The sequence below is a fragment of the Staphylococcus sp. FSL K6-3157 genome (assembly GCF_038005145.1).
Taxonomy (GTDB): domain Bacteria; phylum Bacillota; class Bacilli; order Staphylococcales; family Staphylococcaceae; genus Staphylococcus; species Staphylococcus equorum.
Genome location: NZ_JBBOSM010000001.1, coordinates 1,348,137 through 1,373,395 on the forward strand (window position 1 = coordinate 1,348,137; position 25,259 = coordinate 1,373,395).

The following is a 25,259-nucleotide window of genomic DNA, read 5'->3' on the forward strand; positions in this document are numbered from 1 at the left end:
ATATATTTGTAAAGGAGCACCTATATGCCTGGAATTATTCAAATAGATGACATCAATGAAGCTCAAGCGCTCATTGGAAATAACGATGAACACCTTAAATTAGTTGAGGAAGGGTTTGATGTCATTGTACATGCTCGAGGTCAAGAAATCTCCGTAAAAGGAGAGCAAGTAGAGCATGTTAAAAAAGCAGAATCAGTACTCATTAACCTTTTGAAAGTCATTCAACAAGGTATTTCAATCTCTTCAAAAGATGTTGAAGCAGCAGTGAAAATGGCAAATAATGGTACGATTCAATACTTATTAGATTTATATGATGAAGAAATAACTAAAGATGCATACGGGAAGACCATCCGTGCAAAAACAATGGGCCAACGTATGTATGTAAATGCTATGTATCATAATGATTTAGTATTTGGCGTAGGGCCAGCTGGTACTGGTAAAACCTTCTTAGCTGTTGTGTATGCTGCGAAACAGTTAAGAAAAGGCAATGTTAAGCGTATTGTGCTAACAAGACCTGCAGTGGAAGCAGGAGAGTCACTAGGCTTCTTGCCAGGAGATTTAAAGGAAAAGGTAGATCCATACTTAAGACCTCTGTATGACGGTTTAAATACTGTTCTAGGAAGAGAACAAACAGCTCGCTTTATAGAAAGAGGTATCATAGAAATTGCGCCTCTAGCTTATATGCGCGGTAGAACATTAGATGATGCTTTTGTTATATTAGATGAAGCACAAAATACTACACAAGCACAAATGAAAATGTTCTTAACTCGACTAGGTTTTGATTCGAAAATGGTAGTTACTGGAGACCAAACTCAAGTAGACTTACCAAAAGGAGTTAAAAGTGGTCTTAAAGAAGCTGTTAAAAAGTTAAAAGAAGTTAAAGGCTTAAGTGTGCATTATCTGGATCAAAGTGATGTTGTCCGTCACCCATTAGTAAGTAAAATTATTGACCGTTATGAAGGAGAAGAGTAAATGTTTACAATAGACTTTAGTGATCATACTGAGATAGTTAAAAGTGAATGGTTAACTCAGATTGACAAACTCCTCACTTTTGCAAAAGAACAAGAACAAATTGATAGCGATGCGGAGTTATCTGTAACTTTTGTAGATAAAACTGAAATACAAGAAATTAATAAAATGTATCGCGATAAAGATAAAGTAACAGATGTTATATCATTTGCTTTAGAAGAAGATGAACCAGAAATTATTGGACTTGATATGCCAAGAGTATTAGGCGACATTATTATTTGTACTGACGTAGCTCAGGAACAAGCTGATTCTTATGGTCATTCTTTTGAAAGAGAATTAGGCTTCCTTGCGCTCCATGGTTTCTTACATTTATTAGGTTATGATCATATAGATGAACAAGACGAAAAAGAAATGTTTGGACGACAGGATCAAATTCTAAATGCTTATGGTTTAACAAGAGATTAGAGGTAGTCATGAAACGTTTTAAATACGCTTTTCAAGGTATGTTAGTATTACTAAATAAAGACAGCAAATTTTTAATGCATCTTTTATTAGGACTTGCCACTGTTATTTGTGGTGTTGTTTTTGGTATTAGTCAATTAGACTGGCTTTTTATTATTATAGCGATAGGTCTTGTACTTGCTTTTGAAGCTATCAATACAGCAGTAGAATATGTGGTTGATTTAGTTACAGGTGATTATCATATATTAGCCAAAAAGGCTAAAGATATCGCTGCTTTTAGTGTTGTGCTAGCTTCTATTACAGCATTTGCAATTGGACTCGTGGTTTTTTTACCATATGTGTTCTAAATTGTAGTGCAATTTTATAGAATTTGTTTATACTTAAAGAACAAAGTAATTAAACAGATAATAAAGTGGATTTTTTAATAACACTTAATATTGAATAGGAGCGTGTTAACTATGGCTTATCAACCACACTATTTTAAAGAAGTAAGAAATGCTCAAGCCAATTCATATTCACCATATAGTAATTTTAAAGTTGGTGCATATTTAAGAACGAAAGACGGTAAAGTTTATCATGGAGCAAATGTTGAAAACGCAGCATACTCAATGGCTATTTGTGCAGAGAGATCAAGCTTGGTTGCTGCAATATCAGATGGTTATAAACCAGGTGATTTTGAATCAATTACAGTTACTGTTGATGCAGATGCGCCATCTTCACCCTGTGGCGAATGTCGTCAGGTGTTAAAAGAACTATGCGATGATGATATGCCAGTATATATGACTAATCATAAGGGCGATATGATAGAATCAACCGTAAATGACTTATTACCATTAGGATTTTCTGGAAAGGATTTAAATTAATGACAGGACATAAATCAGGATTTATATCAATTATAGGTAGACCCAATGTTGGGAAATCTACGTTTGTTAACCGTGTAATCGGACATAAGATAGCTATTATGTCTGATAAAGCACAAACGACAAGAAACAAAATTCAAGGCGTTATGACACAAGAAGATGCTCAAATCATTTTCTTAGATACACCTGGTATTCATAAACCGAAACATAAATTAGGCGACTACATGATGCGTGTCGCTACGAACACGTTATCTGAAATAGATGCTATTATGTTCATGGTAAATGTAAATGAAGATATAGGTCGTGGTGATGAGTATATTATGGATATGCTTAAAACAATTAAAACACCTGTCTTTTTAGTATTAAATAAAATTGATTTAGTACACCCAGATGAACTTATGCCAAGAATTGAAAAATACAAAAAATATATGGATTTCACTGAAATTGTACCGATTTCAGCACTGGAAGGCTTAAATGTAGATCATTTTATAAATGTAATAAAATCTTATCTACCAGAAGGGCCGAAATACTATCCAGACGACCAAATCTCTGATCACCCAGAACAATTTGTTGTAGGCGAGTTAATTCGTGAAAAGATTTTACATTTAACAAGTGAAGAAATCCCTCATGCTATTGGTGTAAATGTAGATCGCATGGTTAAAGAAGATGAAGACAGAGTTCGAATTGAAGCAACAATATTTGTTGAACGAGATTCACAAAAAGGTATTGTTATTGGCAAAGGCGGTAAAAAGCTTAAAGAAGTTGGTAAACGTGCGCGTCAAGATATCGAAATGTTACTAGGATCTAAAGTTTACCTAGAACTTTGGGTAAAAGTTCAAAAAGATTGGCGAAATAAAGTTAACTTTATTCGTCAAATGGGTTATTTAGAAGATCGAGATTAATTTGGGAGTCGGTGAGCTAATGTGTTAATCAAGCAAAAAGGTATTATTATTAAAACGGTTGATTATGGCGAATCCGATAAAATTATTACAATTTTAAATGAACATGGTGCAAAAGTGCCGCTTATGGTACGAAGAGCTAAAAAAAGCAAAAGTGGTTTACAAGCTAATACACAATTATTTGTGTATGGCTTATTTATTTATTCTAAATGGAAGGGTATGGGAACACTGAGTTCTGTGGATGTAATAGACCAAAATTACAACCTTCGTTTAGACATTTATGAAAGTAGTTTTGCGAGTTTAAGTGCTGAAACAATTGACCGCTCGATTGAAAGTGATGAAATTTCTCAATATAGTTATGATTTATTACATTTTGTATTGTCGAAAATTAAAGACGGTGTATCTGCCCAACTCATGTCAGTCGTTGTTTTATTGAAATGTATGACAAAGTTTGGCTTTAATGCAATTTTTGATAAATGTGTAATCACAGATAATGACGATCAATCTCGTTTAATTGGTTATAGTTTTAAATTTGATGGTGCTATTTCTGCGAATGTGAGACATCAAGATCCACATGCATTCATTTTAATGAATAAAACTCTTTATCTATTGGATATATTGCAAAAATTGCCAATTAGTCAAATGAGTTCTTTGAGTATTCATGATGATGTGGTAGATGAAATGTCAGAGTTAATGATTATGTTATATAGTGAATATGCAGGTATGTTTTTTAAAAGTCAAAAGCTAATTAACCAACTACATAGGTTAGATAGTAATCTTTAATGATTTGAGGTAATAGGGTAATAGAATAATGTATATTTCAAAAAAGAGTGCATCTTGGATTTTAAATTCAAGGTGCACTCTTTTTATATTAATAATATGGATTATTTCAGTTTTAATAATTAAGGCTGAGACATGTATTTTGTCTCAGCCTTATCATTTATTAGTTATTTGTTAAATCGTAGATGTATATTTTATTAATAGATTAGAATTTTACTTTTTCAGTTAAAAATGCTTCTAGTTCTGAAATTGGCATACGTACTTGTTCCATTGAATCACGGTCACGTACTGTAACTTGTTGATCTTCTAATGAATCAAAGTCAAATGTAATACAGTAAGGTGTGCCGATTTCATCTTGACGACGGTAACGTTTACCAATAGATTGTGATTCGTCGAAATCTATTGCAAAGTTAGCACTTAGTTCTTCAAATATTTTGATAGCGTCGCCAGATAATTTTTTACTTAAAGGTAAGATAGCCGCTTTATATGGCGCTAGAGCAGGGTGGAAGTGTAGTACAGTTCTAGAATCTTTACTTCCTTCAACGCCTTCCTCGTTGTATGCATCACATAAGAAAGCTAATGTAACACGGTCAGCACCTAATGAAGGTTCGATACAATATGGAATATATTTTTCGCCTGATTCTTGATCGTGGTATTGGAAATCTTCACCTGAATGTTCACTGTGTTGTTTCAAGTCGAAGTCTGTACGACTTGCAATTCCCCATAGTTCACCCCAACCAAATGGGAAACGATATTCAATATCTGTTGTAGCATTAGAATAGTGAGATAATTCATCTGCGTCATGATCACGTAAACGTGTAGCTTCTTCGCTTAAGTTTAAATCTTTTAACCATTGACTTGCAAATGTTTTCCAGTAGTTATACCATTCAATTTCTTCACCAGGCTTACAGAAGAATTCTAATTCCATTTGTTCAAATTCACGTGTTCTGAAAATGAAGTTACCAGGTGTGATTTCGTTACGGAATGATTTACCAACTTGGCCAATACCAAATGGTAATTTCTTACGCATTGTACGTTGTACATTTTTATAGTTAACGAAAATACCTTGTGCAGTTTCTGGACGTAGGAAAATTTCATTTGTAGAACTTTCTGTTACACCTTGGAACGTTTTGAACATTAAGTTAAATTGACGAATATCAGTCCAATTGGCTGTACCACTTACAGAACAAACAATACCTTCTTCATCGATAATACGTTTCATTTCGTCAAAACTTAAGCCATCAGCTACAAAGTTTTCATCGCCTTTAACATTTGCCATGTGATCTTCAATAATTTTGTCAGCACGATAACGAATCTTGCTGTCTTTGTTATCAATCATAGGATCATTAAAGTTACCTAAGTGACCTGAAGCTTCCCAAGTTTTTGGATTCATTAAAATAGCCGCATCAATACCAACGTTATAAGGTGATTGAGTAATGAATTTTTGCCACCAAGCTTTTTTAATATTATTTTTTAATTCTACACCAAGTGGACCGTAATCCCATGTATTTGATAAACCACCATAAATATCGCTACCAGGGAATACGAAACCTCTATGTTTCGCTAATGAGACAATTGTTTCCATATCTTTTGTCATAAAAAACTCTCCTTTTTAACATAAAAACGCCCCAAGACAAAGAAAAAGCCAAAAAAACTTAATCATTGTCTTGGGACGAGTTAATCATTTTAATCACATATAAAATATACGTGCTTATTTAAATTATTCTTGATAACCCGCGGTTCCACCCAACTTAGTGTGTACACTCGCTTTTGTCTATCATTTAGTTGTGGCCAATAGTTCTTGTTAGGCTTTCACTATCCCCAACTCGCTTTAATTTCAATATTAATGTATTGTGCGTTTATTAGCAAGTAATTATATGTATTTGTAGCAATTAAAAATTCCATGTATAATTAAGAAGAATGAGTGAAGGGGTGAAGTCCAATAGAACTAAGTAAAAGACAACAGCAAATAGTTGAAATTGTCAAAAACAACGGTCCTATAACTGGCGAGCATATAGCAGAAAGACTTAGTTTGACACGTGCAACATTAAGACCTGACTTAGCCATTTTAACAATGTCCGGTATTTTAGAAGCTAGGCCACGTGTAGGTTATTATTATTCTGGCAAACCAAAGAATAAATTATTAGCTGATCAATTAAAACAATATATAGTAAAAGATTATGCATCACATCCTGTTGTGGTCAAAAATGAAATGTCAGTTTATGATGCAATATGTACAATATTTTTAGAAGATGTCAGTACATTATTCGTAATCAATAGTAATGGGGATTTTATTGGTGTTTGTTCACGTAAGGATTTATTACGAGCATCTATGATTGGTGAGGATATACACACTATGCCTGTAAATATTATCATGACACGCATGCCGAATTTAAGCTTTATTCTTGAAGATGAAAGAGTCGTTTTTGCAGCGAATTTAATGATTGAAAAAGAAATTGATTCGTTACCCATCGTAACAAAAAAAGAAAATGGCAAGTATGAAGTCAAAGGACGTATATCAAAAACTACAATTACAAAAATCTTTGTCTCATTATTAAACGAATAGGTGGTATTTAACTTATGGAAAATATAAAAATTATAGTCGCATCAGACTCGGTAGGAGAAACAGCCGAACTTGTTGCAAGAGCATGTATTTCACAATTTAATCCAAATCAATGCGATAGTGAAATTAATAGATATCCATATATTGAGGCTTTAGAAAACGTAGATGAAGTTATCCAAGTAGCTAAGGATACAGAAGCTATTGTTGTTTACACACTAGTTAAACCGGAAATAAGAAAATATATGGAAGCAAAAATTAAAGAGTATGAAATCAAGTCTGTAGATATTATGGGACCATTGATGAATATTCTTTTAGATAAAATTGATGAACAGCCTTATTTCGAACCAGGTTTAGTACACCAATTAGATGAGGCTTATTTCAAAAAAATTGATGCAATTGAATTTGCCGTAAAATACGATGATGGCAAAGATCCTAAAGGCTTATCAAAAGCAGATATCGTATTACTAGGGATTTCTAGAACGTCCAAAACCCCACTTTCACAATATCTTGCACATAAAAGTTATAAAGTGATGAATATACCTATTGTTCCAGAAGTAACGCCACCAGACGACTTATTTAGTGTTGACCCATCAAAATGCATTGCCTTAAAAATAAGTGAGGAAAAGCTAAACCGTATTCGTAAAGAACGTTTGAAACAACTCGGTTTAGGAGACAGTGCAAGATATGCGACTGAACAACGTATTGAAGAAGAATTAAATTACTTCCATGAACTCGTGGATAAGATAGGTTGTCCAGTTATTGATGTTTCTGATAAAGCGATAGAAGAAACTGCAAATGATATTATTAGCATTATTGAGCAAAATAGTTTCAAAAATCAATGAAAAAAGCTATAATATTGTAATTAATGTCTAATAGGTGATTAAGTTGCGAATAGAACAATCCACGATAAATGAAATAAAAGATAAGACTGACATACTCGACTTAGTTAGCGAGTATGTCAAATTAGAAAAAAGGGGACGCAATTATATTGGTTTGTGTCCTTTTCATGATGAAAAAACACCGTCATTTACAGTGTCAGAAGATAAACAAATTTGTCATTGCTTTGGTTGTAAAAAGGGTGGTAATGTTTTTCAGTTTACTCAAGAAATAAAAGATATATCTTTTACAGAAGCAGTAAAAGAATTAGGTGAACGTGTAAATATTGAAGTTGAAACTGACCAAAGTGCTTCAGGGCAAGATGATACACACCAAGTCGCATCTGAAGATTTGCAAATGATTGAAATGCATGAACTTATGCAAGAATATTATCACTATGCATTGAAGAAAACAGTTGAAGGTGAAGCAGCTTTAACTTATTTAAAAGAACGTGGCTTTACAGATGCATTAATTGATGCCAGAAAAATTGGTTATGCACCAAAGAATTCTCATTTTTGCCATGATTTTTTACAAAAGAAAGGGTACGACATTCAATTAGCCTATGAAGCGGGTTTATTGTCAAGAAATGAAGAGAACTTTAGTTACTATGATCGCTTTCGAGATCGAGTTATGTTTCCACTGATGAACGCTCAAGGTAGAACTGTAGGGTATTCCGGTAGAACATATACAAATCAAGAGCCGAAATATCTTAATAGTCCTGAAACGCCCATCTTCCAGAAACGAAGATTGTTATACAATGTTGATAAGGCGCGAAAATCGATAAGAAAAAATGATGAAATTATATTATTAGAAGGATTTATGGATGTCATTAAAGTTGATCAAGCTGGAATCAAACAAGTTGTTGCCAGCATGGGTACACAAATTTCACAAGAACATATTGCCTTCATCAAGAAACTCACATCTAATGTAACTTTAATGTTTGATGGTGACTTTGCAGGTAGTGAAGCAACGTTAAAATCAGGTCAAGCATTATTGGAACAAGGATTTAATGTATTTGTGGTCCAACTCCCAAAAGATATGGATCCAGATGAATATATTGGTAAACACGGCGCTGATGCATTTAACTATTATGTAGAACATGAAAAGAAATCATATATTTTATATAAAGTGCATATACATCAAGATGAAATAGACAATAATGATTTATCTTATGAAAGATATTTAAAAGAGATAACGAATGATATATCACTCATGAAGTCATCAATACTTCGTAAAAAGATATTGCAAGAAGTATCGGAATTGTTTAAAGTTAGCTTGGATAGTCTAAATAATGAAGTAGGACACCAACAAGATTATTATCAACCTCAATCGTACCAATTACCAACAGTCCCACAATTTAATAACTTAAACAAAAACGAAAAAGCAGAACGTGCTTTATTAAAACATTTTATGAATGATAAAGACACTTTCTTGAATTATCACAAATTACTTCAAGTAGAAGACTTTACAAATGAGTATTTTAAGCGTATATTTAATGTTTTACACCAGTTTTACTCTGAGCATGATACATTTAATATTAGTGACGTTTTACAGTACATTGATTCCAATGAAATCAAGGAAGCATTTATATCATTAGATAACTATATGATAAATGAAGAACCATTTGAATATGAAATTGATGACTATGTAAATACACTAACATCTAATAGAAATGAAGAAACGATAGAATCGCTTAATCATAAGCTACGGGAGGCTTCGAGGTTAGGTGATTTAGAATTGCAAAAATATTATTTAGAAAAAATTGTAAATCATAATAAAAATAGGATGAATTAATTCAATAATGAATGTATGTGTATATTAATAGGATTAACAGCCTGTATACTAGAATGTTATTTTAATTCAGTTTTATAAATTTTGACTATAAAATATTTTGGTATCAAGTTGATATTATATATTCGGGAGGCCTTTTCATGTCTGGAAATAAAGTTAAAGTTAAAAAGCAAACCATCGACCCATCTCTAACTTTAGAAGATGTAAAAAAACAATTGATTGAAAAAGGTAAAAAGCAAGGACACTTGAGTCATGAAGAAATTGCTGAAAAAATGCAAAACTTCGAAATGGATTCTGACCAAATGGACGAACTTTTTGACCAATTAACAGATAATGATATAAGTTTAGTTAATGAAAAAGATAGTTCAGACAAAGATTCAAAATTAAATCCAAATGATTTAAGTGCACCTCCAGGTGTCAAAATAAATGATCCAGTCCGTATGTATTTAAAAGAAATCGGACGAGTAAATTTATTAAACGCACAAGAAGAAGTTGAATTGGCTAAAAGAATTGAAAAAGGCGATGAAGTTGCTAAATCACGTTTAGCTGAAGCGAATTTACGTCTTGTAGTAAGTATAGCCAAAAGATACGTAGGACGCGGTATGCTGTTTCTTGACCTGATACAAGAAGGTAATATGGGACTTATTAAAGCCGTGGAAAAATTCGATTTCAATAAAGGCTTCAAATTCTCAACATATGCAACATGGTGGATACGTCAAGCTATCACGCGTGCGATTGCTGACCAAGCACGTACGATTCGTATTCCGGTTCACATGGTTGAAACAATTAATAAATTAATTCGTGTGCAAAGACAATTATTACAAGATTTAGGCCGTGATCCAGCACCAGAAGAAATTGGTGAAGAAATGGATTTACCACCTGAAAAAGTAAGAGAAATACTGAAAATAGCTCAAGAGCCAGTTTCCTTAGAAACACCTATTGGTGAAGAAGATGACAGTCATTTAGGTGACTTCATAGAAGACCAAGAAGCCCAAAGTCCATCAGATCATGCAGCTTATGAGTTGTTAAAAGAACAGTTAGAAGATGTATTAGATACACTAACTGACCGTGAAGAAAATGTATTACGTTTACGTTTTGGATTAGATGACGGTAGAACTCGTACATTAGAAGAAGTTGGTAAAGTGTTTGGTGTAACTAGAGAACGTATTCGTCAAATCGAAGCTAAGGCACTTAGAAAATTAAGACATCCAAGCAGAAGTAAACGTCTAAAAGACTTTATGGACTAACTTTTTAGCTCTTTTGTACAACGATGTACAAAAGAGCTTTTTACATATACATAGAGGAGAACTTTTTATGATTACATTAAATCAAAGATTAAAAAAAGTAAGTACTTATATACAAGGCGATTGTCTAGCGGACATCGGTTCGGACCATGCATATTTACCAATTTTTGCAATTGAAAACAACTTAACGCAAAAGGCAATTGCCGGTGAAGTGATTAAAGGACCGTTTGAAGCATCAAAGCGCAATGTCATTGATCAACAACTAAATTCAGTTATTGATGTTAGATTCGGTGATGGTTTATCTGTCATACAAAATAGTGATGATATTTCATCGATTACTATTTGTGGTATGGGCGGGCCTTTAATTGCTAAAATACTAGATGAGGGTTCTGAAAAATTAACAAATCAACCAAGACTAATTTTGCAAAGTAACATCCAGTCTGGTGCCATACGAAAACAACTTGTGAAAATGAATTACAATATTATAGCTGAGGATATATTAGAAGAAAAAGGTCATATATATGAAATTATAGTTGCAGATTATTTAGAAGATTTTGAACCGTTATCATCACAAGCATTAAAATTTGGTCCTGAATTATTGAAAAATAAAAATAATTTGTTTTTCAAAAAATGGGAACGCGAACGCGATGCATTATATAAAATACAACAGAATTTAAATCCACAACATCACGCCGAACGCTTAAATGAAATCAATAATGAAATTAATTTAATCAATGAGGTGATATAAATGAATATCGAACAATTACTTCGCATTATTAATAAGCATGTACCATTGAATACGGCTGAATCATGGGATAACGTAGGCTTACTTATTGGTGATACATCTTCTACAGTTACAGGCGTTTTGACTGCGCTTGACTGTACTGATGATGTAGTTGAAGAAGCAATGACGAATCAATGTAATACAATAGTTTGTCATCACCCGCTTATATTTAAAGGGGTTAAAAACATTACACAACAAGATGGCTATGGTGCTATCATACGTAAGTTAATTCAAAACAACATTAATCTAATTGCCTTGCATACAAATTTAGATGTTTATCCAAAAGGTGTTAATGCGATGCTCGCTAATAAAATCGAATTACACAATCAACATATTTTAAACCCAGAAACAATTCCATATTTTAAAGTCCAAGTGTTTATTCCAAAAGTAAATTTAGAGACTTTCAAAAAACGACTGAGTGAAGCAGGATTAGCACAAGAAGGCGAATATGAATATTGCTTTTTTGAAAGCCCAGGTAACGGACAATTTAAACCTGTAGGTCATGCGAATCCACATATTGGAGAATTAGGTTCTGTAGAACATGTTGAAGAGTATAAATTAGAATTTATGATAGAAGCCAATCAACGCGTTTTAACGCAACAATTAATCACGCAACATCATCCATATGAAACACCTGTCTATGATTTTATAAAAATGGAAAAAGAAGCAAATTATGGTTTAGGTATGATTGGTGAACTTAAAGCATCTATGTCAGCAGATTCATTTGTGAAGCACGTTAAAACACAATTGCATATGCCTAGTGTTCGATTTACTGGTGACTTAAACTCACAGGTTAAAACGGTTGCTGTAATTGGTGGCTCCGGTATTGGTTTTGAGTATGCTGCAACTAAAAAAGGTGCAGATATATTTGTAACTGGAGATATTAAGCATCATGATGCTTTAGACGCTAAAATATCAGGTATTAATTTATTAGATATTAACCATTATAGTGAATATGTGATGAAAGATGGGTTGCGTCAACTTTTAATTACATGGTTAGACGATGAAGAAATTGATTTCAATATAAATGCATCTCAATTAAATACAGACCCATTTGAATATATATAATATGTGAATAACTCGAATTTACTTATGACAGGTAGGTTCGAGTTATTATTATTTACAACGAATGAATGCGATATGCAATATGATTAAATAATTTAGTTCAAAATTATAAGCTAATGCTTTATAATAGATAAGATGAAGATTTAAGGAGGCCAAGACATGGCGAATCACCCATTTGAGAAATTTAATTTAGAACCAAGTCTATTAGACGCTGTGAAGGATTTAAATTTTACTCAACCAACTGAAATACAAAGTCGAGTAATTCCAAAAATAATGAAACAGGTAAATTTAATAGGTCAATCACAGACTGGTACAGGAAAATCACATGCATTTTTATTACCACTAATGAATTCAATCAATACAGAATATAAAGAACCACAAGCAATTATCGTAGCCCCTACAAGAGAGCTAGCACAACAATTATTTGATGTAGCTAGTCACTTAGCCAAATTTAAAAATGAAGTCTCTGTAAAGCTATTTATTGGTGGTACAGATATAGAAAAAGACCGTAATAGAGCGAAAAACCAACCACAACTTGTTATTGGTACGCCAACACGCATAAATGATTTAGCTAAAAATGGGGATTTACATGTTCATTTAGCTTCTTATTTGGTTATTGATGAAGCAGATTTAATGATTGATTTAGGTTTAATCGAAGAAGTAGATTATGTGGCTACAAGATTAGATGAAAATGCGCATATTGCAGTTTTCAGTGCCACTATACCAAAATCATTGCACCCATTTTTAAACAAATACTTAGAAAACCCCGAGTATGTTGAAATCGAAAATACTCAAAAAAATAAAAAGAATATAGAGTTCTATTTAATTCCAACAAAAGGTGAAGCGAAAGTTGAAAAAACCTTAAAACTTATTGATATTTTAAATCCTTATCTATGTATTATTTTCTGTAATAGTCGCGATAGTGCAGACGAATTAGCAAAACAATTAGCTGCGTCTGGTTTGAAATTAGGGATGATTCATGGTGGTTTAACACCAAGAGAACGTAAACAACAAATGAAACGTGTTAGAAACTTAGAATTTCAATTTGTTATAGCGAGTGACTTAGCTTCACGTGGTATAGACATAGATGGCGTGAGCCATGTAATTAACTTTGATGTGCCAAGAGATATTGATTTCTTTACCCATCGTGTTGGACGTACTGGACGTGGCCAATATAAAGGTGTCGCGATCACATTATATAGCCCGGATGAAGAAGAAAATGTTACTTTGATTGAACAACGTGGTTATGAATTTGAAAATGTCGACATCAAAGATGGTGAATTAAAAGCTGTAAAAGCACACAATACCCGTCGAAAACGTAGAAATAAAGATGATCATTTAACAAATGAATTAAAACATAAAGTAAAAAGTAATAAGAAAAAAGTTAAACCTGGTTATAAAAAGAAATTCAAACGTGATTTAGATGATTTAAAATTAAAAGAACGAAAACAATATAGTAAACAACAAAGTCGACAACAAAGGAAAAATAAAAAAGGATAGGTGACTACTATGTTATTGGGATCTCATGTATCTATGAATGGTAAAAAAATGTTAGAAGGTTCTGCAGAAGAAGCATATAAATTAGGCGAATCTACTTTTATGATTTACACAGGTGCGCCTCAAAACACTAGAAGAAAGCCCATCGAAGAATTAAATATTGAAAAAGGTCATGAAATTATGAAACAACATGGCCTTTCAAATATTGTTGTTCATGCGCCATATATTATTAATATTGCTAATACTATAAAACCACATGTTTTTGATTTAGGTGTGGAATTTTTACAAAGTGAAATTGAACGTACACAAGCGTTGGGCGCAAAAGATATTGTACTTCACCCTGGGTCACATGTGGGTGAAGGCGCTGACGTAGGCATTAAAAAAATTATTGAAGGCCTTAACGAAGTGCTAACTAATGATAATAATGTAAGAATTGCATTAGAAACAATGGCCGGTAAGGGTTCAGAAATCGGAAGAAATTTTGAAGAAATAGCTCGAATTATTGATGGCGTCAATCATAATGAAAGATTATCAGTGTGTTTTGACACTTGCCATACGCACGATGCAGGTTACAATGTTAAAGAAGATTTTGATGGTGTACTAAATGAATTTGATAAAATAATTGGTGTGGATAGAATTAAAGTTGTTCACGTGAATGATAGTAAAAACGATATTGGCGCTCATAAAGATAGACACGAAAACATTGGTTTTGGTTATATCGGATTTGACGCTTTAAATTACATCGTTCATCATGATACTTTTAAAGACGTTCCTAAGATTTTAGAAACGCCTTTCGTAGGGGAAGATAAGAAAAGTAAAAAGCCACCTTACAAACTTGAGATTGAAATGTTAAAGCAACAACAATTTGATCCTGAATTGCAAAACAAACTTTTAAATCAATAAAATTAATATAAAGCACGAACACTTTTTATAAATAAAAGTGTTCGTTTTTTTTGATAAGTCGTAAAGATTACTATTTACATAATGACATCTACGTTGTATAGTATAAAACGAGGTGAAAACATGTCTACGCCAGTATTCGAATTAAAAAATATTGATTATTATTTTGACAATAAACAAGTACTTGAAAATATAAATATCAAAATTAATCGTGGGGAGTTTCTAGCAATCGTAGGCCCAAATGGGGCAGGTAAATCAACTTTGCTAAAAATTATACTTGGATTATTGCCTATACAAAAAGGACAAATTTATGTTGATGGTAAAGATTACAATGGAAAACAATCTATGCTAAAAATCAGTTATGTTTCCCAGAAAGCGCAAGCTTTTAAAGCTGGGTTTCCAGCAAGCGTTAAAGAGGTCGTAATTAGTGGACTAACTAAACGTAAAAAAATGATTCAATGGTTTAATAAAACCGATGAAGAAAAAGTGGAAAAAGTATTACAAAGATTGAATATTGAACACTTGATAGATAAAAACATAGCTGAACTCTCAGGAGGACAACAGCAACGTGTATTAATAGCTAGAGCATTAATTAGCGAGCCATCAGTGTTGATATTAGATGAACCTACAAGTGGTATCGATGCCAAGCATGTAAGTGAATTTTATGAAACACTAGAAACGCTTAAACATGAAGGTGTAACAATAATTTTAGTGACACATGATATAGGTGTTGTTGCTGATACAGCTACTGAAGTAGCGTGTTTGAATAAACATTTACATTTTCATGGTTCTACTGAAGATTTCAAATCACTGGATGAAGTTGAAATATCGAAAATATATGGACACCCTATCCAATTTGTAGATCACCAGCATAGTAGGGAGTGTTGTTCATCATGATAGAAGCATTACTTAATTTTGATTTCATGCGGTACTCCTTAATTAGTGGTGTACTTATTGGTCTTATTGCACCATTAATCGGTGCTTTTATTGTTGTACGAAGGTTATCACTTATTGCTGATGCATTAAGTCATGTCACTTTAGGTGGTATTTCATTTGGTATGTTTGTCATTACAATTATACCAGCCTTCACATTTATAAATCCTATGTGGTTTGGTATTCTTTTTGCTATTATAGGAGCACTATTAATTGAAAACCTTAGAACTTCTTACAGTAATTATCAAGAAATTGCGATTCCTATCATTATGAGTGCAGGTATAGCACTGAGTGCGATTTTTATATCTCTTGCCGATGGTTTTAATCAAGAGATTGTTGGTTTACTCTTTGGTTCGATTAGTGCAGTAACTGAAAGTGATCTAGTTACTATTATCGTTATTGTGATCATTGTGATTACCTTTATATTATCTTTTTATAAAGAATTATTTATATTGTCATTTGATGAGGAGTACAGTAAAGTCATTGGCATTCCTAAATGGATACAGTTTCTATTTATAATTATTGTGGCTATGGTCATATCAGCTTCAATGCGTGTTGTAGGCATCTTATTGGTAAGTACATTAATCACATTACCTGTAGCTATCGCAATGCGCATGACGAAAGGTTTTAAACAGTTAATCATCTTAAGTGTTGTTATTGGAGAACTGTCAGTTATCAGTGGATTGGTCTTAGCGTTTTATATGAACATTTCTCCTGGTGGTGTGATTGTAGTATTACTAGTGCTTATTCTCGCAATAACGATGATGTATCAGAAATTTAAAATAAGAGCGGTAAAAGGGGCTGTTAAAAATGAAAACTGAAGAAGCTATTGACATAATCAAAGCAAACGGTCATAAATATACAAACAAAAGACGAGAAATGGTAGATATTTTTGTTGCTGAAGATAAATATATTAATGCAAAGCATATTCAACAAAAAATGGATGAAAATTATCCTGGTATTTCTTTTGATACAATATATCGAAACCTACACCTTTTTAAAGATTTAGGAATTGTGGAAGGTACAGAACTTGATGGAGAAATGAAATTTAGAATCGCTTGTACAGATCATCACCATCATCATTTTATTTGCGAATCATGCGGTGACACTAAAGTGATTGATTTTTGCCCAATTGAACAAATTAAAGCTTTTCTACCACAAGTAGATATTCATACACATAAATTAGAGGTTTATGGTGTTTGTGAATTATGCCAAAAAGCTTAAGTTCTTTTAAACTAAGCGCAGAACATATAAAATAAGCCGACGTTCATAAAGACGTTTGGCTTATTTTTATGTTTAAAATTAACATGTTAAGCTGTTTTATATAAATGTAATGGACTACTTATTTAAGTACTAAGTAAACATGCATGAATAATTTGTATAATAGATAAGTACACAAAAACCTTTCTTTACAACTTGTAAATCACTACAAAATAATTCTTTCTACTAAAAATGAGTTGATTAAGCATAGGTCATTAGTATGAATTAAATTGAATTTTTAAAATAGTTCGTCAAATATGTTTAAATAGGTCTGATTTGAGATATACTAATAAAGGAACTAAAGATGACAAATATTATTTTATGACTATTAATTGCTTCTACAAGCATATTAATTGTTGTCATTAATATAACTTGTTATGCTTTATTTAAGATTAATTAGGAGGATGATTATTTATGGCTTTTGAATTACCAAACTTACCTTATGGTTTTGATGCATTGGAACCACACATTGATCAACAAACAATGGAGATTCACCATGACAAACACCATAACACTTATGTAACTAAATTAAACGCAGCAGTTGAAGGAACTGATTTAGAATCTAAATCAATCGAAGAAATTGTTGCAAACTTAGACAGTGTACCAGAAAACATTCAAACAGCTGTTCGCAATAATGGTGGAGGACACTTAAACCATTCATTATTCTGGGAATTATTAACTCCAAACTCTGAAGAAAAAGGTACTGTTGTTGATAAAATTAAAGAACAATGGGGTTCTTTAGATGCATTCAAAGAAGAGTTTGCTAACCAAGCTGCAGCACGTTTCGGTTCAGGTTGGGCATGGCTAGTTGTAAACGATGGTAAATTAGAAATCGTTACTACACCTAATCAAGATAACCCATTAACTGAAGGTAAAACACCTATCCTAGGCTTAGATGTTTGGGAACATGCTTATTACCTTAAATACCAAAACAAACGTCCAGACTATATTAGTGCTTTCTGGAACGTTGTAAATTGGGAAAAAGTTGACGAATTATATAGCGTTGCTAAATAATTAAACAGTGGATTATGACGGCCTTTTCGAAGGTCGTCATTTTTTTTAACTAAAATAATAGAAATATTGTCTGATTTCATATATCATTTGTAGTGAGAACTTTTGAATAGAGGTATGTTGTTTTGCTAAAAAGACTAAAAGAAAAATCAAATGATGAAAAGATTAGAAATACAATGAATAAAAGAATTAGTTTTGTTTTTGGTGTTATTGTATTCATTTTCGCAGTAATTGTTTTAAGATTGGGTTATTTACAAATTGCTGAAGGTTCTCATTATGAGCAACTTATTAAAAATAGTGAAAATTTAACTGTTAATGAAGCTGTGCCAAGAGGCCGAATTTTAGATAGAAATGGTAAAGTTCTCGTTGATAATGCATCTAAAAAGGCGATTACATATGCAAGAGGCAGAAAAACATCCCAATCAGAAGTTTTAAAAATTGCTAAAGACTTGTCTCGCTTAATTGAAATGGATACAGATAAAATTACAGAAAGAGATAAGCAAGATTATTGGATTCAAATTCACCCTAATAAAGCTGAAGATTTGATGAAAGAAGAGCAAGCGTTATTAGAAGATGGCAGTATTTCTCAAGATGACTATGATGAAGCATTATATAAAAAGATTGGTGCTAAACAAACCGATACATTAACTGATGAAGATTTGCAGATACTATCTATTTATAGAGAAATGATGTCTGGATCAGCTTTAGATCCACAAATGATTAAAAACGAAGACGTTAGTGACGAAGAATATGCAGCAGTATCTCAAAAATTATCAGAATTGCCAGGAGTCAATACTACAATGGATTGGGATAGAAAATACCCATATGATGATACGTTGAGAGGTATATTTGGTGACGTTTCTACAAGTGAAGAAGGCATACCAAAAGAATTAACAGAAAAGTATTTATCTAAAGGGTATTCACGTAATGATCGAGTAGGTAAATCTTATTTAGAATATCAATATGATGACATTCTAAAAGGTAAGAAGAAAGAAATGAAATATACTACAGATAAATCTGGAGATGTTATTGACTCGAAAGTTATAAATCCAGGCTCACGTGGTGATGATTTAGTTCTTAGTATCGATATAGAACTCCAGAAAAAAACTGAAGAGTATCTAGAAAAACAAATTGACAAATTGCGCAGTGAAGGTGCTAAAGATATGGATAATGCAATGATTGTAGTCCAAAATCCAAACAATGGCGATATCTTAGCAATGGCAGGTAAACAAATTGATAAGAATGGCGATTTAACAGATTATGATATCGGTACATTTACTTCACAATATGCAGTAGGTTCTTCTATAAAAGGTGGTACACTGTTAGCCGGATACCAAAACGATGCAATTGATGTAGGCGATGAGATGGTCGACCAACCATTGGAATTTGCTGGCGGACTTAAGAAAAGTTCTTACTTTAATCAAGATGGTAAAGTGACTATTGATGATAAAGAAGCATTGATGCATTCTTCTAACGTTTATATGTTTAAAACAGCATTGAAAATCGCTGGATCTGCTTATACACCAAATATGACATTGCCATCAGATATTTCAGAAGCAGGTCAAAAATTACGTAAAGGTTTAAACCAAGTTGGATTAGGCGTTAAAACAGGTATTGATTTACCTAATGAGACAAGTGGACAAATTGAACCATTAACTGATAATCCAGGTAACTTTTTAGATTTAGCAATTGGTCAGTACGACACATATACACCGTTACAATTATCACAATACGTTTCTACCATTGCTAATGATGGCTATAGAGTACAACCGCATATCGGTTTGGAAGTAAGAGATGCTACTAATAAAGATACTCTTGGTCCAGTAAAAGAGAAATTCAAAGGTGATGTACTTAATAAGGTTAATAACACTGAAGAGGAAGTTAACCAAGTGCAAGAAGGATTTGAAATGGCCTTTAATGAAGAAGAAGGAACAGGATATGAAAGCTTTAATGATACTGAAGTGCCTTCTGCAGGTAAAACAGGAACAGCAGAAGTATTCCAAGATGGCGATCCTAAAGTAAATGCAACATATGTTGGCTATGCACCAATTGAAAATCCACAATTAGCATTTTCAATCGTATATACCAACCAACCTGTACCTGAACCTTGGTTAAACGGCGGAGATTTAGGTAAAGATGTTATAAATTATTATTTTAAAGAAAAAGACAAAGATTAAATCATTTTAAGGTACTATTTATTAAAAATACCGACATAGTGGTGTTTATTGAAAAATTAATACTTTTCAATTTTATAACTAAATGGTATGATTAGTAGGTCGTATTTTGAAAAGGTAAGGAGGAATTAGCATGCGCGTAAACGTAACTCTAGCTTGTACTGAATGTGGAGAAAGAAACTACATTACTACAAAAAATAAACGTACTAATCCTGAACGTATAGAAATGAAAAAACATTGTGCTCGTGACAACAAACACACTATGCACCGTGAAACAAAATAATTTATATTTTGAACCAGATTCTTTTATTAGAATCTGGTTATTTTTTTATGAAAATTAAATTGACCAATCTTTTAAAATTGCAGTTTAATGACATTGTAATTCATTAACGTTATAATAATAAGAGTATAATTAACGGGAAGGTGCATGTTATGAGTAAAAAAGCGTTACGCCATGATAAAATTGAATTAATGAAATCTTTTATGTCAAATGATAAAAAACAATCTTCAGATCAATATCTTGCAAATCATTTATTTGATACAAGTGAATATAAATCAGCAAAGCGTGTAGGCATTGTATTATCTATGCCACATGAAGTAAATACATATTCTATCATTGAGCAAATGCTTAATGAAGGTAAGACTGTTTTTGTACCTGAAACAAACTATCAAAGTAAAGAAATGGCATTTAAACATGTAGATAGTCTTGATCATATCGGACCAGATGATAAAGGTATTAATCATGTCGAAGCTGATACAGAAATTTCAAATCAATTAGATTTATTAATTGTTCCTGGCGTGGTCTTTAATCATAGTGGATATCGCATTGGATACGGTGGGGGATATTTTGATAAGTTTTTAAGTCAAAATACACAACCGACGATAAGTTTACTTTATGACTTCCAACTTGGTGACTTTGAGGTTGAATCACATGATCAGCCCGTTGAAAAATTAATAATAGCAACAACTTAATTATGGAGGCAGAAATGATTACAGAAAAACATTATTGGAAGTGTATCTACACTTGGATTAAATATTTTAATTATCATGTTGTTCATCGTAATCAAGATGATAGTGAAATTTGGTTAGCAAACAAGAAAAAACAGTCTGTTGCTATCTTTGAATTTGGTGCTAATTCCACTCAAGAAGTTAGATTTGCTAAAAGTAGAATTCAAGAAAACGAAGAAAATATCGTTTCATTTTTAGAATTTTCACCTAAAAATTATGAATTATATATATTCACTGATAAAACTTTTACTGATGAAAATTTGAATGAAATACAACCACTGAAATTTAAAGTGAAAATTATTAGAGAAGCAAGTCACGCTGAAAGAATAATGCCAAATTTCATAATGAAGAAAATTTATAATCGAGATACTAAACTTACAAAATATCAATATAAACAACGTGCGTTAAATAATAATCCCATTGAGAAACATATGTTAAAGTTTTCTCCTGTAACCTACACATTAATTGCAGTTAACATTATCATCTGGCTTGCAATGGTGCTGTTTTTAAATCGATTTTCAGATTTGAAAATGTTAGATGTAGGTGGGCTTGTGCACTTTAATGTTGTGCATGGTGAATGGTATAGATTGATTTCATCTATATTTTTACATTACGATTTTGAACATATTTTAATGAATATGCTGAGTTTGTTCATTTTTGGTAAAATTGTAGAATCAATCGTAGGTCATTGGCGAATGCTTGTCATCTACATTGTTGCTGGATTATTTGGTAATTTTGCATCATTGTCATTCAATATTGACACTGTTTCTGCAGGTGCAAGTGGTGCAATATTCGGTTTGATTGGTGCAATATTTGGATTTATGTATGTAGGTAAACAATTTAATCGTAAACTTATTGGTCAATTGCTAATTGTTCTTGTAATAATGATAGGATTATCCTTATTTATGCAAAATATTAACATTGTCGCACATATTGGTGGCTTTGTAGGTGGTCTATTAATTACATTAATCGGCTATTATTTTAAAGCGAATAAAAACAGGTTTTGGTTCTTAATAATTCTAATGCTTGTATTATTTATTGCAGCACAAATTCGTATTTTTACGATTAATGAAGATAATATATATAATACAATTATTTCAAATGAAATGAAGCAAGGTCAATATAATGAGGCTAAAGACATGGTTGAAGATACGATAGATAAGAACTATGCAGATGATGAAACATATTATCTGCATGGACTAATTAATGCAACCTTAAACTCAAAATCTGAAGGTGTAGCAAGTTGGGAAAGGGGCTTAAGGTATTTTCCTGACTCTGGTCTATTAAATTATCAACTAGCGATTGCAAGTAGGTCTCTTGAAGATGATGATAAAGCAAAAAAATATATAAAAGCTGCGTTAAAGGCAGACCCTAGCAATAATGATTATATTAATTTAAATAAAGAATTGAGCGATAATAGTGAACCAAAAGATTAATAATTTTTATGATGTACTTCAGCTTTTAAAAAAGTTTGGCTTTATTATATATTTTAAAGACAAAAATGATATGTATGAAATGATGGAACAAGAAATAAAATCATTATACGATTATAAATTATTAACAAATGATGAATATTTGAAATGTATATTAATTATTAATCAAAGAAGAATGAATAAATAAAATTTCCCCCTTATAACATTTGTGTTTACAGGGGGAAATTTATTTTGAGGATTAAAAAGACCAAAATTTCATGCTAGATCTTACTCCTAGAAAGGGCTAGCATGACTGATTATGAAATGCTGATGGTTGTGTTATAAACCATTAGTTTAGTAAAATAACCATCGCTAACTTAGGTAGGTTCGATGGTTATTAAGTATATAATTTAAGAATAATGCCACAGTTTTTTTAACGGGCTTAATTGGATGATGCACGTATGTGTGTTGCCTTTTTCTATTTATAAGTCACCACAATATAAAATTATAATCAGATTTTATGAAATTAGATAAGTATTAGTAAAGTCCTAACTAGATTAACAGGTGTTTATTGTTCATTATAATTGCAATTGATAATTGATTAAGATTAAAATGTATATAAGGAAATATCTAGTAATATTTTAAGGGTAAAAAGGACGTATTATTTTAAAAACACTAAAAAAATATGAAGTACTTATTGATGTAAAATCTCCAAACCCCTTGATATATAAGCGTTTTTGAACTACAGTGAAAGATAGCATACCCTTTCAAAAAAACAGAGAAGGATGAATAAATTAATGAATAAAATCATATTAGCAGCAGATATTGGTGGAACAACATGTAAATTAGGTGCTTTTGACGAAAAACTTGATCGTTTAGCAAAATGGTCAATTGATACAGATACGTCTGATGCTACTGGCTATTTACTATTAAAAAAGGTTTATGATTCTTTCGTAAATTACATAGATGAATCTGAATATACTTTTTCAAACGTTCTTGGTGTCGGCATAGGTGTCCCAGGTCCAGTGAATTTCGAAACGGGCGAAGTAAATGGAGCAGTTAATTTATATTGGACTGAAAGTGTTAATGTGCGACATATATTCCAACAGTTTGTAGATTGTCCAGTTTACGTTGATAATGATGCGAACGTTGCAGCCTTAGGTGAAAAACATAAAGGCGCTGGAAATGGTTCAGATGATGTTGTGGCTATAACACTAGGAACCGGATTAGGTGGCGGTATTATTTCTAATGGAGAAATTGTTCACGGTCATAACGGTTCTGGTGCAGAGATTGGACACTTTAGAGTAGATCATGATCAGCGTTTCCGTTGTAATTGTGGCAAGTCAGGTTGTATTGAAACCGTAGCGTCTGCAACTGGTGTAGTTAATTTGGTCAATTTTTATTATCCTAAATTAACGTTTAAATCATCAATTTTGCAGTTAATTAAAGATAATGAAGTAAGTGCAAAAGCAGTATTCGATGCGGCTAAGGCTGGAGATCAATTTTGTATTTTCATTACGGAACGTGTAGCAAATTATATTGCCTACTTATGTAGTATTATTAGCGTTACAAGTAATCCTAAATATATTGTTTTAGGTGGAGGCATGTCTACAGCTGGTTTGATATTAATTGAAAATATTAAAACAGAGTATCATAATTTAACATTTACACCAGCACAACAAGGTACAGAAATAGTTCAAGCACAACTTGGAAATGATGCTGGCATTACCGGAGCAGCCGGGTTAATTTATACTTATATAATTGAAAAGGATGGTGTTAAATAATGGCTATTGTTGATGTAGTTGTTATACCAGTTGGTACAGATGGTCCGAGTGTTAGTAAATATATTGCAGAAATACAAACAAAATTAAAAGAATATAAAGCACAAGGCAAAATAGATTATCAATTGACACCTATGAACACATTAATCGAAGGTGACTTAAAAGATTTATTAGAGGTTGTTCAAGCAATTCATGAATTACCTTTTGATAAAGGTTTAGACCGTGTCTGTACGAATATAAGGATTGATGATCGTCGTGATAAATCTCGCAAAATGAATGATAAGGTAAAAGCTGTCCAAAATCATTTGGAAAATGGAGGCAACTAGGGTGAGGATTTCGAGTTTAAGCTTAGGTTTAGTTGATACTAACACATATTTTATTGAAAATGATAAGCAAGTCATTTTAGTAGATCCTGCTAGTGATAGCGAGTTAATTATTAAAAAACTAAATCAAATTAATAAATCACTAAAAGCTGTATTGTTAACACATGCACATTTTGATCATATTGGTGCTTTAGATGATATTATAAAAAAATATGATGTGCCAGTTTATATGCATAAATCAGAATTTGATTTTTTAACAAATACAGAAAAAAATGGTTCTGAAAAATTCAAACAATACGGCATGCCAATTATAAAAAGTAAAGCGACACCAACAGAACTTAAAGAGGGTAAAGCACAAATTGCTGACTTTAATTTCGAAGTGCTTCACACGCCAGGACATTCTCCAGGTAGTTTATCATTCGTCTTTAATGAATTTGCAGTTGTTGGTGATACATTATTTAATCAAGGTATAGGCAGAACTGATTTATATAAAGGTGATTATGAAACTTTGGTTAATTCAATATTAGATAAATTGTTCAAATTAGACGCTGATTTACCACTATTCCCTGGTCATGGGCCGCACACTACAGTAGAGGATGAACAATTAAATCCTTATTTACATGGTTAATATATCATCGTGTAAATAAGGATTATAAAAACGATTAAA

27 protein-coding genes are annotated in these 25,259 nt (G+C 32.1%); 26 read left to right on the plus strand and 1 reads right to left on the minus strand.

The genetic code is table 11. From position 1 onward, the window contains the following. Window positions 1-24 precede the first annotated feature (24 nt). From MHB47_RS06505 to recO, 6 genes are all read left to right on the plus strand, one after another. On the plus strand, window positions 25-972 hold the full coding sequence (locus MHB47_RS06505; protein ID WP_002507477.1) for a PhoH family protein: 948 nt from the start codon (window positions 25-27) through the stop codon (window positions 970-972). Beyond that, on the plus strand, window positions 973-1,434 hold the full coding sequence (gene ybeY, locus MHB47_RS06510) for an rRNA maturation RNase YbeY (RefSeq protein WP_021339268.1): 462 nt from the start codon (window positions 973-975) through the stop codon (window positions 1,432-1,434). A gap of 8 nt (window positions 1,435-1,442) precedes the next feature. Then, complete coding sequence (locus MHB47_RS06515) at window positions 1,443-1,778, plus strand: diacylglycerol kinase family protein (protein ID WP_340755756.1); 336 nt, start codon at window positions 1,443-1,445, stop codon at window positions 1,776-1,778. Between the two features lie 111 nt (window positions 1,779-1,889). After that, window positions 1,890-2,294: a cytidine deaminase gene (gene cdd / locus MHB47_RS06520; protein WP_021339266.1), complete on the plus strand. Its 405-nt coding sequence runs from the start codon at window positions 1,890-1,892 to the stop codon at window positions 2,292-2,294. Continuing rightward, window positions 2,294-3,193 carry a GTPase Era gene (era, locus tag MHB47_RS06525; protein ID WP_002507481.1) on the plus strand — a complete coding sequence of 300 codons (900 nt, stop codon included), beginning with the start codon at window positions 2,294-2,296 and terminating at the stop codon, window positions 3,191-3,193. The genes cdd and era overlap by 1 nt, the downstream gene beginning before the upstream one ends. A 21-nt stretch (window positions 3,194-3,214) precedes the next feature. After that, window positions 3,215-3,973 (plus strand): DNA repair protein RecO, encoded by a 759-nt coding sequence (recO, locus tag MHB47_RS06530; protein ID WP_002512457.1) that lies wholly within the window; start codon window positions 3,215-3,217, stop codon window positions 3,971-3,973. A 202-nt stretch (window positions 3,974-4,175) separates the two neighbouring features. Here the strand turns inward: recO and MHB47_RS06535 are convergent, their stop codons facing one another. Further along, window positions 4,176-5,567: a glycine--tRNA ligase gene (locus tag MHB47_RS06535; protein WP_340755760.1), complete on the minus strand. Its 1,392-nt coding sequence runs from the start codon at window positions 5,565-5,567 to the stop codon at window positions 4,176-4,178. 345 nt (window positions 5,568-5,912) lie between these two features. On the opposite strand from MHB47_RS06535, the gene MHB47_RS06540 reads away from it, so the two are divergent. The 20 genes from MHB47_RS06540 (at window position 5,913) to MHB47_RS06635 (ending at window position 25,220) form a co-directional block, all read left to right on the plus strand. Then, window positions 5,913-6,536: a helix-turn-helix transcriptional regulator gene (locus tag MHB47_RS06540; protein WP_071561808.1), complete on the plus strand. Its 624-nt coding sequence runs from the start codon at window positions 5,913-5,915 to the stop codon at window positions 6,534-6,536. A 14-nt stretch (window positions 6,537-6,550) separates the two neighbouring features. Beyond that, window positions 6,551-7,375, plus strand: coding sequence for a pyruvate, water dikinase regulatory protein (locus tag MHB47_RS06545; RefSeq protein ID WP_021339264.1), 825 nt, complete (start codon window positions 6,551-6,553; stop codon window positions 7,373-7,375). Between the two features lie 43 nt (window positions 7,376-7,418). Continuing rightward, window positions 7,419-9,203 (plus strand): DNA primase, encoded by a 1,785-nt coding sequence (dnaG, locus tag MHB47_RS06550; RefSeq protein WP_002507486.1) that lies wholly within the window; start codon window positions 7,419-7,421, stop codon window positions 9,201-9,203. A gap of 137 nt (window positions 9,204-9,340) precedes the next feature. Beyond that, window positions 9,341-10,447 carry an RNA polymerase sigma factor RpoD gene (gene rpoD, locus MHB47_RS06555; protein ID WP_002507487.1) on the plus strand — a complete coding sequence of 369 codons (1,107 nt, stop codon included), beginning with the start codon at window positions 9,341-9,343 and terminating at the stop codon, window positions 10,445-10,447. Window positions 10,448-10,514: 67 nt separating this feature from the next. After that, window positions 10,515-11,192 carry a tRNA (adenine(22)-N(1))-methyltransferase gene (locus MHB47_RS06560; protein ID WP_340755762.1) on the plus strand — a complete coding sequence of 226 codons (678 nt, stop codon included), beginning with the start codon at window positions 10,515-10,517 and terminating at the stop codon, window positions 11,190-11,192. Further along, window positions 11,193-12,296, plus strand: a complete 1,104-nt coding sequence (locus MHB47_RS06565; RefSeq protein WP_340755764.1) for a Nif3-like dinuclear metal center hexameric protein — start codon at window positions 11,193-11,195, stop codon at window positions 12,294-12,296. Window positions 12,297-12,452: 156 nt separating this feature from the next. Then, window positions 12,453-13,793 carry a DEAD/DEAH box helicase gene (locus MHB47_RS06570; RefSeq protein ID WP_107518546.1) on the plus strand — a complete coding sequence of 447 codons (1,341 nt, stop codon included), beginning with the start codon at window positions 12,453-12,455 and terminating at the stop codon, window positions 13,791-13,793. A gap of 9 nt (window positions 13,794-13,802) precedes the next feature. Next, window positions 13,803-14,693 carry a deoxyribonuclease IV gene (locus MHB47_RS06575; protein ID WP_340755768.1) on the plus strand — a complete coding sequence of 297 codons (891 nt, stop codon included), beginning with the start codon at window positions 13,803-13,805 and terminating at the stop codon, window positions 14,691-14,693. Window positions 14,694-14,813: 120 nt separating this feature from the next. Further along, the gene (locus MHB47_RS06580; RefSeq protein ID WP_340755769.1) at window positions 14,814-15,587 is read left to right on the plus strand and encodes a metal ABC transporter ATP-binding protein; all 774 of its coding nucleotides are present in this window, start codon (window positions 14,814-14,816) and stop codon (window positions 15,585-15,587) included. Further along, window positions 15,584-16,444: a metal ABC transporter permease gene (locus MHB47_RS06585; protein ID WP_340755772.1), complete on the plus strand. Its 861-nt coding sequence runs from the start codon at window positions 15,584-15,586 to the stop codon at window positions 16,442-16,444. The genes MHB47_RS06580 and MHB47_RS06585 overlap by 4 nt, the downstream gene beginning before the upstream one ends. After that, window positions 16,434-16,847 carry a Fur family transcriptional regulator gene (locus MHB47_RS06590; protein WP_002507494.1) on the plus strand — a complete coding sequence of 138 codons (414 nt, stop codon included), beginning with the start codon at window positions 16,434-16,436 and terminating at the stop codon, window positions 16,845-16,847. Before MHB47_RS06585 ends, MHB47_RS06590 begins: the two co-directional genes overlap by 11 nt. A 450-nt stretch (window positions 16,848-17,297) precedes the next feature. Next, window positions 17,298-17,897 carry a superoxide dismutase gene (locus MHB47_RS06595; RefSeq protein WP_340755774.1) on the plus strand — a complete coding sequence of 200 codons (600 nt, stop codon included), beginning with the start codon at window positions 17,298-17,300 and terminating at the stop codon, window positions 17,895-17,897. A 122-nt stretch (window positions 17,898-18,019) separates the two neighbouring features. After that, entirely contained in the window at window positions 18,020-20,071 is a 2,052-nt protein-coding gene (locus MHB47_RS06600; RefSeq protein WP_340755776.1) for a peptidoglycan D,D-transpeptidase FtsI family protein, read from the plus strand. Window positions 20,072-20,201: 130 nt separating this feature from the next. Beyond that, window positions 20,202-20,351: a 50S ribosomal protein L33 gene (gene rpmG, locus MHB47_RS06605; RefSeq protein WP_002483181.1), complete on the plus strand. Its 150-nt coding sequence runs from the start codon at window positions 20,202-20,204 to the stop codon at window positions 20,349-20,351. Between the two features lie 149 nt (window positions 20,352-20,500). Then, window positions 20,501-21,040: a 5-formyltetrahydrofolate cyclo-ligase gene (locus MHB47_RS06610; protein WP_340755778.1), complete on the plus strand. Its 540-nt coding sequence runs from the start codon at window positions 20,501-20,503 to the stop codon at window positions 21,038-21,040. A gap of 14 nt (window positions 21,041-21,054) precedes the next feature. Then, window positions 21,055-22,512 (plus strand): rhomboid family intramembrane serine protease, encoded by a 1,458-nt coding sequence (locus MHB47_RS06615; protein ID WP_340755780.1) that lies wholly within the window; start codon window positions 21,055-21,057, stop codon window positions 22,510-22,512. Next, on the plus strand, window positions 22,496-22,696 hold the full coding sequence (locus MHB47_RS06620; protein WP_002512453.1) for a YqgQ family protein: 201 nt from the start codon (window positions 22,496-22,498) through the stop codon (window positions 22,694-22,696). Before MHB47_RS06615 ends, MHB47_RS06620 begins: the two co-directional genes overlap by 17 nt. A gap of 589 nt (window positions 22,697-23,285) precedes the next feature. Beyond that, the gene (locus MHB47_RS06625; protein WP_002507500.1) at window positions 23,286-24,272 is read left to right on the plus strand and encodes a glucokinase; all 987 of its coding nucleotides are present in this window, start codon (window positions 23,286-23,288) and stop codon (window positions 24,270-24,272) included. Continuing rightward, entirely contained in the window at window positions 24,272-24,595 is a 324-nt protein-coding gene (locus MHB47_RS06630) for an MTH1187 family thiamine-binding protein (protein WP_002507501.1), read from the plus strand. The genes MHB47_RS06625 and MHB47_RS06630 overlap by 1 nt, the downstream gene beginning before the upstream one ends. Window position 24,596: 1 nt before the next feature. Continuing rightward, complete coding sequence (locus MHB47_RS06635) at window positions 24,597-25,220, plus strand: MBL fold metallo-hydrolase (RefSeq protein ID WP_002507502.1); 624 nt, start codon at window positions 24,597-24,599, stop codon at window positions 25,218-25,220. The last annotated feature ends 39 nt before the right edge of the window (window positions 25,221-25,259 follow it).